At 46.0% G+C, this 11,628-nt stretch carries 7 protein-coding genes; 1 reads left to right on the top strand and 6 read right to left on the bottom strand.

The window, feature by feature from the left end:
* The 5 genes from L2755_RS21215 to L2755_RS21235 form a co-directional block, all read right to left on the bottom strand.
* The coding region (locus tag L2755_RS21215; RefSeq protein WP_248982640.1) for a beta strand repeat-containing protein at window positions 1–4,413 on the bottom strand (4,413 nt) is incomplete at its 3' end.
* Between the two features lie 54 nt (window positions 4,414–4,467).
* A complete protein-coding gene (locus L2755_RS21220) occupies window positions 4,468–5,115 on the bottom strand; it encodes a phage tail protein (protein WP_248982641.1) in 648 nt (215 codons plus the stop codon).
* 64 nt (window positions 5,116–5,179) lie between these two features.
* On the bottom strand, window positions 5,180–5,461 hold the full coding sequence (locus L2755_RS21225) for a DUF6916 family protein (protein ID WP_248982642.1): 282 nt from the start codon (window positions 5,459–5,461) through the stop codon (window positions 5,180–5,182).
* 33 nt (window positions 5,462–5,494) lie between these two features.
* Window positions 5,495–5,986 (bottom strand): GNAT family N-acetyltransferase, encoded by a 492-nt coding sequence (locus L2755_RS21230; RefSeq protein ID WP_248982643.1) that lies wholly within the window; start codon window positions 5,984–5,986, stop codon window positions 5,495–5,497.
* Window positions 5,987–6,326: 340 nt separating this feature from the next.
* Complete coding sequence (locus L2755_RS21235; RefSeq protein WP_248982644.1) at window positions 6,327–8,393, bottom strand: phytanoyl-CoA dioxygenase family protein; 2,067 nt, start codon at window positions 8,391–8,393, stop codon at window positions 6,327–6,329.
* Between the two features lie 237 nt (window positions 8,394–8,630).
* Here L2755_RS21235 and L2755_RS21240 point away from each other — a divergent pair, with 237 nt between their 5' ends.
* Window positions 8,631–9,113 (top strand): hypothetical protein, encoded by a 483-nt coding sequence (locus tag L2755_RS21240; RefSeq protein ID WP_248982645.1) that lies wholly within the window; start codon window positions 8,631–8,633, stop codon window positions 9,111–9,113.
* A 70-nt stretch (window positions 9,114–9,183) separates the two neighbouring features.
* Here the strand turns inward: L2755_RS21240 and gndA are convergent, their stop codons facing one another.
* The gene (gene gndA / locus L2755_RS21245; protein WP_248982646.1) at window positions 9,184–10,725 is read right to left on the bottom strand and encodes an NADP-dependent phosphogluconate dehydrogenase; all 1,542 of its coding nucleotides are present in this window, start codon (window positions 10,723–10,725) and stop codon (window positions 9,184–9,186) included.
* Window positions 10,726–11,628: the final 903 nt, after the last annotated feature.

The raw sequence follows: 11,628 nt of genomic DNA on the forward strand, positions 1-11,628 counted from the left end.
TGGTCGGCTGGCATCATAAGTCGCCGTTAACTGCGCCGCCGCGGTATTACCGTTATTGGCCGAGTCGATTGCTACGTTTGCGGCCACATCCACTGTCACGCTACCTGCAGCTGTCGGTGTAATGGTTGCGCTATAGCTGCTACCTGAGCCACTGAAGTTGGTGACCGAAGCATTGCTCACCGAAATATCGCCAATCGCAAAACCAGTAACCACTTCACTAAAGCTGAATGTTGCGCTAAAGGCGGCATTAATATCACCGCTGGCACCAGTGATCGCAATACTTGGCTGGCTAGCATCATAAGTCGCGGTTAACTGCGCCGCTGCGGTATTGCCGTTATTTGCAGAGTCCATTGCTACGTTTGCGGCCACATCCACTGTGACGCTACCTGCGGCTGTCGGGGTGATTAGTGCCGTATATGTTGCACCTGAGCCACTAAAGCTTGAAACACTGGCATTGGATACCGAAATATCGGAAGCATCGAAACCTGTCACCGATTCACTAAAGCTGAAGGTCGCGGTAAAGGCGGCGTTGATATCACCCGAAGCACCTGTGATCGTAAGACTTGGCTGACTGGCATCATAAGTCGCGGTTAACTGCGCCGCTGCGGTATTGCCGTTATTGGCCGAATCCATTGCAACATTCGCGGCCACATCGACCGTGACGCTACCTGCGGCTGTCGGGGTGATTAGTGCCGTATATGTTGCACCTGAGCCACTAAAGCTTGAAACACTTGCATTGGATACCGAAATATCGGCAGCATCAAAACCAGTAACCACTTCACTAAAGCTGAAGCTTGCGCTAAAGGCGGCATTAATGTCACCCGAGGCACCTGAAATCGTCACGCTTGGTTGGCTGGCATCATAAGTTGCGCTTAACTGCGCCGCCACGGTATTGCCATTATTGGCCGAGTCCACTGCAACATCCGCGGCCACATCCACCGTCACACTGCCCGCGGCTGTCGGGGTGATGGTTGCGCTATAACTTGCGCCGCTACCACTGAAGTTAGTGACAGATGCATTGGATAGCGAAATATCGCCAATTGCAAAACCTGTAACCGATTCACTGAAACTGAATGTTGCGCTAAAGGCGGAATTAATATTACCCGAAGCACCAGTGATCGTAAGACTTGGCTGGCTGACATCATAAGTCGCGGTCAGTTGCGCCGCGACGGTATTGCCGTTATTGGCTGAGTCCATTGCAACATTCGCGGCCACATCTACTGTGACGCTACCTGCAGCAGTTGGAGTAATGGTTGCGCTATAACTTGCGCCGCTACCACTGAAGTTAGTGACCGATGCGTTGCTAGCTGCAATATCACCCATCGCAAAACCTGTAACCGATTCACTAAAGCTGAAGCTTGCAGTAAAGGCGGCATTGATATCACCGCTGGCACCTGAAATCGTCACACTTGGCTGGCTGGCATCATAAGTCGCGGTTAACTGCGCCGCCGCGGTATTACCGTTACTGGCCGAGTCCATTGCTACATCCGCGGCTACATCTACTGTCACGCTACCTGCAGCAGTTGGAGTAATGGTTGCGCTATAACTTGCGCCGCTACCACTGAAGTTAGTGACCGATGCGTTGCTTGCCGAAATATCACCCATCGCAAAACCAGTAACCGATTCACTAAAGCTGAAGCTTGCGGTAAAGGCGGCGTTAATATTACCCGAAGCACCTGTGATCGTAAGACTTGGCTGGCTGGGATCATAAGTTGCGGTCAGTTGCGCCGCGGTGGTATTGCCGTTACTGGCAGAGTCGATTGCTACGTTTGCGGCCACATCCACCGTCACGCTACCTGCAGCAGTAGGGGTAATGGTTGCGCTATAGCTACTACCTGAACCACTGAAGTTAGTGACCGATGCATTGCTTGCCGAAATATCACCAATCACAAAACCAGTCACCGACTCACTAAAGCTGAAGCTTGCGGTAAAGGCGGCGTTAATATTACCCGAAGCACCTGTGATCGTAAGACTTGGCTTACTGACATCATAGGTCGCGGTTAACTGCGCCGCCACAGTATTGCCGTTACTGGCAGAGTCGATTGCTACGTTTGCGGCCACATCTACTGTCACGCTACCTGCAGCAGTTGGAGTAATGGTTGCGCTATAGCTACTACCTGAGCCACTGAAGTTGGTGATAGATGCGTTGCTCACTGCAATATCGCCAATCACAAACCCAGTAACCAGTTCACTAAAGCTGAAGTTTGCCGTGAAGGCGGCGTTGATATTACCGCTAGCACCTGAAATCGCCACGCTTGGCTTACCGGCATCATAATTAACGCTCAGTTGCGTTGCCGCTGTATTGCCGTTATCCGCGGCATCTTTAGCAACACCTGCTGCAACATCTACCGTCACATTAGCGGCCGTTGGTGTGATCAGCGCACTATAACTTGCGCCTGAGCCACTGAAGTTGGTGACAGATGCGTTGCTTGCCGAAATATCACCAATCACAAAACCTGTCACCGATTCACTAAAGCTGAAGCTCGCGATAAAGGCGGCGTTGATATTACCCGAAGCACCACTAATAGTGACGTCAGGCGCACCGTTATCGATAACAGTTATGCCAAACGCCTCTTGGTAATTGGTCGCACCATCACTGACTTGCAAACAGACTTTGTAACTGCCCGCCGCTGTTACCGATTGAGTTTCAAAAGCAGAGCCTGTGACTTGAAATATGCCATTATTTGCATCGTTACCAGCGCCACAACTGCCATTAACAGAGGTGCCTTGAGCAACTAAGCTAAAGGTAAAGCTGCCGCTATCGATATCTACCGCACTGAGCAATCCAATTTGAGTGCCCACCCCAGTTGAACTTTGATTAATGCTCGTTGCGCTTAAACTAATATCCACTGGCGCATCATTTTGAGCTGCGATATCAATATTAATAGCGCCGAAAGAAATATTACTGCCACCACCGGCACCACTATGACCACCGTCGTTTCCAACTAGAGTTAATACTCCAGCGTTATCACCGGAAGCATTGGCAGCACCGAGAAACTTTATATTCGTGGCTGTATCCAAGTAGCCATTTATACTAGCTGGTGCACCATATATCGACACTACAGTGGTGCCAGAACCTGTAATATTGAGACTGTAACTTGCACCATCACTCACGGTTAATACGCCACCAGTAACGCTCAACGTCAGTGTAATATTGGCAGCATCTGCGTCACTAAGGCTGACAGCGCTTAAATCCAAATTACCTGTCACATCTTCACTTACAACTAGATCTGTGGGTAATATCCCGCTTTGTATTGGGTCGTCATTCATTGCAGTAACAGAAATACTGCGAGTATCGTTTACTGCAGCTGCATTGGTATCCGTCGCGGTAAAAGTGATAGTGCGATTATTGGTACCCGGACTATCTGAGGTATTTCGATAGCGCAAGGACTGCAGCACTTCCTGTACATTTGCGTTGGTGGCATCACTATCAAAAGTAATGGTTAAGGCTGCGCCATGGGTCACCACTGCGCCAGGTACACTTAAGTCACCAATATCTGTACCGTTAGCCAAAATGTTTGTGCCGGAAACAGTGATGGCTGTGCCGTCTGCATCTAAATCACTTAAGCTTATTTCGTCGGCAGCTTCAGCGTTGGCCGTTATTTGTACCTCTAACGTACCGCCATTCCAGTCGGTGTCACCGTCGGCATCAGACAGCGTTGCAGCGGCATCAATCTGAGTGGCGGTCGCATTTTCAGTGTAGCTTGCTGTTGCGTCATCAACTGTAATAGTCGGAGCGATATTAACAACAGGGGCATCATTTATTATAAAATCATGAAATTTTTGCCCAGCAAACCCCTTAGCGTCTGGGTAATCAGGAAACACAGTGGCTTGCCGGATCCTAACTTCGTCAACATTATCAAAATCATTGGGTAAATTAACCAATGTATCGGCTCGAATACGTAGCCCACCGACGTTAATTGATACTTGCTCCCTCGCAATTATTGCACCATCCCGATAACCAACAATCTCTAAAGTATCGACAACCCCAGAGATCTCCGCAATTTCAAAGCTATCAAAATCAAACTCGTTTCCAGATTGCTGCCTAAGGACGACCCAGATAGCAACGAACCAATCTCCACCATCAGCGCTATAGATTGCAACTCCTGGATCAGTACCGTTAATAGGATCGTACTCATTTGCACCGTAAAAACCAGCTATAGTACCTGTCGCACAATCGGTTAACGCAGTAAACGCTACGCTGTCGGTGTCATCGGTACATTTAAAGTCAAAATTGCCATGATAAGTACTGGTAACTGAAAAAGACTTCTGTGGGCCGGTAATACCGCCGACATCAGCTAAGATGGTACTCGTGGCAGCATTAGCTGAAATACTGAAAAATGATAATAGCAGTAGCACTGAACAGCCTAGCTGCTTAGCAAATGACAAAACGGACAGGAGTAGTTTACTCATAACGGACGCACTTCCATGTGTTAACGATTAAGGTTCAAAACTTTTTACTTCAAGCTAACTTCTGGACGGATAGAGCCCGTCCAACGCCATAATATAGTTAAGCGTTAAGTAGGGTTGCTCTACCCCTATAAATGCACCACCACCTGTATTGCCAATGGTATTTTCATACATTGGAGTCAGATTACTCGGCGTAGTATACATTTGAGTTGTCACAGAACCGCTAGCCGTCGCGGAGTCAGAGGTCTTTCCGTTTTCTAATTTTTCAGCCGTTGGGCCTGAACCTATCTGGCCACTAACAGGAATACCTACAGGAATAGACACCGTAACCGAAGAACTACCACTGCCAGTTGCAAGTACCGCATCACTAGGAACACTGGTGGTGCCCTCTTTTGAGCTGGCATAGAGAGTATGCTTGTGGGAGGGAAGTTGGGCGGACTGCAAGGTAATACTCTGCCGTCCACCCAGCTGACCGATACGCCTATCACTCTGGCCTACAGGCTGGCCCTGACCAATGACAGCTCGGCCACGCAGATCGGCTATGCCAAAAGTTGTCCGACCATCGCCACCATAATTAGTCCCTAACAGGGAAAACAAAGAACTATTCTGACTGATCTCCATCAGTTGCCCTCGGCAAAGAGCCCAATTTCTAGGCGCAAAAGTAAATCCAACAGTTCTTATCTCTCCAATAAACGGGTCAGCCATAATATATCCTTATAAACAGTTAATGTTTCGGTTGTTACTGCTTGTAAAATATAACCTTGTAGTCTTATGCTTTTAATGAATTAACTAAGATCTCAAACTCTGTTGACGAATTAAGTGACAAACAGAAGTAACTTCTTTCAATTTTTGGGTGTTCGACATAATAGCCGCCATCTTCTAACAAGCCACCGGCTACAAACTCAAAAATAGCGCTAAACGATGTTGTCGACTCACGTTTAGATTCCGTTATATGGGTGAGTGATGCGGGTAGTTGATTCCCCAGTTGATCTTTAACAACAAACTGTTCGCCAACTAACGACTTAATATTCTCGAAAGTAAACGGCTTCATGTTCCAACTCCTCTTTGAATTATTTTTAGCTTGCTAGTTTGTTGGATACCAAACCATTAACTGAGAGGGCGACTTTACCGACTCGACTGTAAAACCGAGATTTCGGTACATCGATATGGCTGCGGTATTACTTAAATCGACAACTAAAGTCATCGGCACACTCACTTTTGCAGCTGCTTGCTGTAGCGCGTTGACAACTGACTTACCATGCCCCTTCCCTTGGGCTTGGGGGATAAACATCAGATCAACTAAATGGGCCACATTTGCGCTAAAGTCCACAACCGCTCGACCGATGCGATCACTATGATGCAGCACGATAAAAGTCATTGCATTTGGGTATTGATGGCCATAACCGGAAGTCTGCCAACATAGTTGCTGCTCAACCAGCGATTCGGCATAATCAGTGTTAGTACTTGCATTAAGTAGAAAGGAACGAGTACTGCGAAATAGCGCTTCAATAAACGGTGCATCTGTTGAGCGCGAAGGGGTTAGCGCTAAACCGTTATTAAAATGTAATTTTTCCATCATCAATTCCGTTTAATGAATCAAACCAAAAATCAACTGAAGCATGCTTTTCGCTCATCAAAGCAATGAACATTTTCATACTCCAGCCGTTATTATAGATACCTAATTGATTGTTTTAATATTGCTTTAAACAATGCCAAACAGAAATTCGTAATACTTTAGTACAATAACCTTGGGTTCAATTTAACTTTATTACTTCTAGACGAGCCAGTTATTGCAGGCGAGTCTAGAAGTACAACGTACAAGCACAGCGAGCGCCGCACTAACCACAAAATCAACCAAAAGTATGACCAGAAAGTCAACCTCCTACGACATTAAGCGTATTCAAGTTGGGGGGGAGTTAGCAGTCTCCTCTATCTTGCTCTGGATAGATGTTTATATATTGCACAATACGAGGAGTATTGGCCTTGTTAGGACTGCCTCCATGGGGTAAAGCATGATGCCAAATAATAAGATCCCCAGCCTTTGCGGCAATAGCGGTCCCATGGAGATTTGGGAAGTGGTAGGGATCATCGCCGTCAGCTGCAGATAATAAGCGAGATGAAGCGACTTCGTTCAGCTTATTATGGTAACCAGGAACGCAACAAAACGCCCCCTGTTCGGCCTTGGTATCGGTTAAGTAGAGTATTCCTTGTAAGCCAAAAGTCGTTGCTTTGGCACGGTCAACATCTATATGTAACAATGGGCCAGGATAGGACCATAACTCAGTTTCTGGCGGGTTAAAGCCCACCCTATCAGTCGTTGTGCACAACCGGCGATTGATACCAAAATGCCGATATAGCTGCTGGTAAACTTGGCTGATGATTGACGCATTCCGATTAGCTGTCAATGTAGAGTGCTGAAACATCTGTACCATTGTTTTCTGCCACTGAGAATGTGGCTCAGTCCAAGATGAGATATCGTCGGCACGCTTATTTAGAAACTGCCATATTGCGTTGCAGGTTGTCTCACATTGCTCAGCTGGGATAGCATTTTCGACGATTAGGTAACCTTGTCTATCAAACTGCTGTAACTGCTCCACTGACAGGATATCGGTTGTTGCAAAAGACTCTCCACTTCCTTTTTTGGGGCGTATTTCCAGCATCTCATCATCTGCTTTGTCTTGCTCAACCTTGGTCGTTCTTTGCCATACCCACAACTCAAACTCAGCAAACGTCTGACTCGCATAGACAAAACTAACCCACTCTTCTATCCCACACCCGAGCCTATCCATTATAGCGACGTCATTGGGCCACTCCTCACCCTTTACAGTGGGATCTAACCTTCCCTTTAAGTCCAGCTTTGCCTTGTGCCAGATCCTTTTAATGCCAACAATAGCCTTATCACCAACCGCGCTATAATCAGCTAATCTAATACATTGTGGTAGCTGTTCAGTTTGCCAACGAAAATGCCACTCTGGTTCCGCTATATAATCGAATGATATTTTTTCACCAGCCACAAATCGATGTTCAATTGTGATCTCTGGGATCGTCAAATCAGATTGCCGCTCAGTGATGGCGAAGCCTTTGTAAACCGTTATTTCAGTTGAAATTTTAAAATCAGGGTATAGAACGCGGCACCAACTGTCACAGTCAGGAATAGTCAGCTCACATGCCAAACTGTCTATGCCTTGCTGCTGCAATATAAGTGCTGAATGTTTATTTAACTCGTAGACAGTTCCCATTAAAATTGGGGATAATTCTGTGTCAGCTAAAGGCGATTGAGTAGCTGTAAACAGCTGCTCAGTTTCACGCCCCATATGAGTCAGCCATGCCGACAACTGAATGCGTTCAGGGATCAGAACACCATCGGCCTTTAAAAACTGCTGTAGATGAGCAAAAATAAAAATTTGTGGCTCTTTTTTTAAAGCATTTTTCATTGTCTCAGACACAATTAAATCAAACTCAACGCCTTTTCGAGGGTAAAATGTCGTAGCATCAGCAACAATAATTTCACTGATATAATCTTGTAACTCAAATTCATTAATTATTTTAGTGATGCCATCAATTGACACCCTATGGATATCAATGAGTGTGACGGTTAGCCTAATTGGACTATGAATCACTTTGTAATAGCAGAGCAGCGGTAAGATGAGTAGTCCGAAAGGTCCCGTACCTGCATATAGAATATTAACTTCAGTGCAATGCAAACTTTTATCCGCTATTGCTTGTTCTATCCCTTGGATAAATTGTTGAGTTCGAAGCAGATCCTGCGCGCATTTTGCTGCAACCGTAGGTGACACGGCCAATCCACATGCAGTAAGACTCTCTCCAAAAGCAATATCATCCTCTTTAAGATCGTCAACCCCACTGGCCTCAGATAGAATGAGGGCTAGCGATTCTATACTCTGCTTAACTGCACCAATCTCACTCGGGTTTGAGTTTAAAATTGCACCAACATGCATGCTAACTTCATCTATAGACATCATTAACTTAACTCCATTTAATCCACTATCACTCCAATGTGATACCGACTAGCAATTGCCTTGAACAGACTCGCTCTTTGGTAGCCAAACTCGATTCTCAAGCATTATGCTTCAGCGATTAAGCACCAAATCGAAGCTACTGACTAAGTCCGCCAGTTGAACATTAGCTAAATTTAAAATACTGCTTTATGATAAATAATCAATCGATTAAGCCTATATTTACGACCTAGAGATAAACTCATGGATGACCTAACGACTTTACAGAAGATATTAGCTTTTCTGGCAAAAATAGAAATTGAAGCTAGAGAAGATAGCATTAAGCAGGCTACTTTTTTACCAGGTATTTTGATTGATAAAGGCCAGCTTATTTTCGATAAAGAAAAATTGAGAAACCCTGGGGATTTGCTGCATGAGGCTGGCCATATCGCGGTTACAGAGTTTGCCGCAAGAGGCGAGTTATCGGGTGATGTATACACAGCAGGTCACTCTCCTGCTGATGAAATGGCTGCTATCGCTTGGTCTTGGGCAGCACTTCAATCGATTGGCCTTCCTAGTCAGGTTTTATTTCACCAAGATGGCTACAAAGGGGCTTCGCAGAATTACATAGAAGCTTTTAGTCAGGGACAAGGATTTGGTTTTCCTATGCTAGTCTATTATGACCTTTGTCATGCCCCAAACCATAGCGATGGTTACCCCACCATGCTCAAGTGGCTGCGCTGCTAGCAACTGCATGAAATGCCATAGAAAAAACCATGCTACTGACAGCGCCGCATGGTTTTATTACTGATACTAACTAAACCTTAATCAAAGTTCGCTGTTCACTGCTCCAGTTAAGATGATACTTCTCGCCCGCTGGCTTATCGGTGCGCTCGAATGTGTGCGCACCAAAGAAATCACGCTGACCTTGGAGCAAACTTGCTGGCAGCGTCGCACAGCGGTAGCTATCGTAATATCCCAGTGCAGAACTGATGCAAGGCGTCGGTATACCACTTAATACCGCTTGAGATACCGCCATGCGCCAATCGCCTTGTTTATGCGACAATGCCTGTGCAAACACATCCGCCATAAGCAAGTTTTCCAGATCCGATTCTTGCTCAAAGGCTTTAGTAATCGACTGTAAGAAGGTGGCGCGAATAATACAGCCTGCACGCCAAATCTTAGCAATCTCCGCAAAATTTAACTGCCAGCTTTGCTCTTTCGCCATCATTGCCATCAGCTGGAAGCCTTGGGCATAACTCGATATTTTGGCGCAGTAGAGTGCATTTTCTAACTGGTTGATGAAAGTCTGCTTATCTGTAGCTTGTAGATGTGTCTTGCTCGGCCCTGCAAGTATTTTACTCAAGGTAACCCGTTGTGTTTTTTGAGTACTCACTGCGCGCGCATAAACCGCTTCAGCAATGGTTGGCGCCGGGCAGCCAATCTGTAGGCTACTGACAGCCGTCCACAGCCCGGTGCCTTTCTGACCCGCTTTATCAAGGATCATATCGACTAGCGGAGCACCTGTTAACGGATCGGCTTGCTTTAGCACGTCCGCGCTAATTTGCATTAGATAGCTATTTAACTCGCCCTTATTCCAACGCTCAAACACCTCACCCACTTCTGCGGGGCTATACCCAAGTCCGTCACGTAGTAGTTGGTAAGCCTCGCAAATAAGCTGCATGTCGGCATATTCAATACCGTTGTGAACCATTTTTACATAATGGCCGGCACCTGCTGGACCAATGTAAGTGGTACAAGGCTCACCCTCTTTAACGGGGTTTCCAGGCTCGAAGCGCTCAATGGGCAAGCCTGTTTTTGCATCAACTTTGGCAGCGATTGCTTGCCAAATCGGCTCGATTCGGCTCCATGCTGTTAAGCTGCCGCTAGGCATTAATGAAGGGCCAAAGCGGGCACCGACTTCACCGCCAGACACCGCGCAGCTAAAGAACAAGAAATCATCCGCGTAACGTTTTTCACGCTCAACGGTATCCGTCCAAAGGCTGTTACCGGTATCGATAACGATGTCATCGGACTCAATACCGGCTTCAATTAATGAATTACACACACCATCGACAGGTGAACCCGCCGGAACGGACAATAATACAATGCGTGGTTTTTCTAATTTAGCTAACATTTCAGAAATATTATTACAGCCATCGATACGTGGCTTAACGCTATCATCTAAATATTTAATCCGTTCTAATTCTTCTTGTCTAATAACGCCTTGTACCTTGGCAGTATCAAGGTCGAATGCAGCGACTCGGTATCGGTTATCCGCTATATTGAGCGCTAGGTTCTTACCCATAACGCCTAAGCCAACCACACCAATATCATAAAGCTCGGTTTGATTATTCATTTAAGTTGTATTCCGCAGGTCACAGAGGGTTTCCCTATCTATTCTAGTGGTAAATTCACACTATTTTACTGACTCGATAGGGTTTATTTTGTTGCGGATTATACAGACTTTGGTAAGTAAATTACTAGCTTTGTCGCTAGTTCAGCTTTAACTTTTATAAGATTGTTTTTTATGGGGAACAGTGAATCTTCATCAAGAAATACCCAAACGTGTTTACCTTTGGATAAAGGTAAATCGAATCGCCTATAGCGATAGCGCACAGGATGTCCAAATGTCGTCATCCCATGAATGCGAATGAACGACCACAGGTTATTGAGCCACTTTAGGCAGTAGTGGGCTGTTTATGCCCCAAAACAATTTGGCTGATCTATCAGCTATTGCTTTTTTTAAATCAAAATCCAAATCAAAAGAAAGGTCGTGGTGCTTCGCCCACACCTGAGCCAAGGGGTAAAGCGCTTGTACCCGCTCTTGATTTCATAAGAGTCGAACCCTCAGCGCCCCGGCGAAATTTAAACAGCAAAATTTCCAACGGGGAAGATGGGTGTTACTTGTCAGCTATAGATTAACTATCTAATTTTTTAGTCTTAAACTGAAAACTAAAAACTAAAAACTAAAAACTAAAATGCTAAACGATTGCGCTTTTAAAACCAGTGTAGATACGGCTGAGGCCTTCGAAAACAGGACGTTTTCGTTGAGCCCACGAGGACGTGCTCGCGGCGAGCCTCAGTTGCGTCTGCACATACGCTGACCGCAGGTCATTGGAACCACCATTGTCTGAAGCTAACGCACTTTTGCCCCAAAGCGTGCTGGCTGCAATATCAGTTATTGCTTTGTCAAATCAGAATCAACGTCAACGTCGTGGTGCTTCGCCCACACCAGAGCCAAGGGGCAAAGCGCTTGCGC

This window comes from Shewanella abyssi (assembly GCF_023284025.1).
Classification (GTDB): domain Bacteria; phylum Pseudomonadota; class Gammaproteobacteria; order Enterobacterales; family Shewanellaceae; genus Shewanella; species Shewanella abyssi.

Coding starts and splice junctions, on each gene's coding strand:
- L2755_RS21240 (WP_248982645.1), top strand. CDS start 8,631: ATGGATGACCTAACGACTTTACAGAAGATATTAGCTTTTCTGGCAAAA.
- L2755_RS21235 (WP_248982644.1), bottom strand. CDS start 8,393: ATGATGTCTATAGATGAAGTTAGCATGCATGTTGGTGCAATTTTAAAC.
- L2755_RS21230 (WP_248982643.1), bottom strand. CDS start 5,986: ATGGAAAAATTACATTTTAATAACGGTTTAGCGCTAACCCCTTCGCGC.
- L2755_RS21220 (WP_248982641.1), bottom strand. CDS start 5,115: ATGGCTGACCCGTTTATTGGAGAGATAAGAACTGTTGGATTTACTTTT.
- L2755_RS21225 (WP_248982642.1), bottom strand. CDS start 5,461: ATGAAGCCGTTTACTTTCGAGAATATTAAGTCGTTAGTTGGCGAACAG.
- gndA (WP_248982646.1), bottom strand. CDS start 10,725: ATGAATAATCAAACCGAGCTTTATGATATTGGTGTGGTTGGCTTAGGC.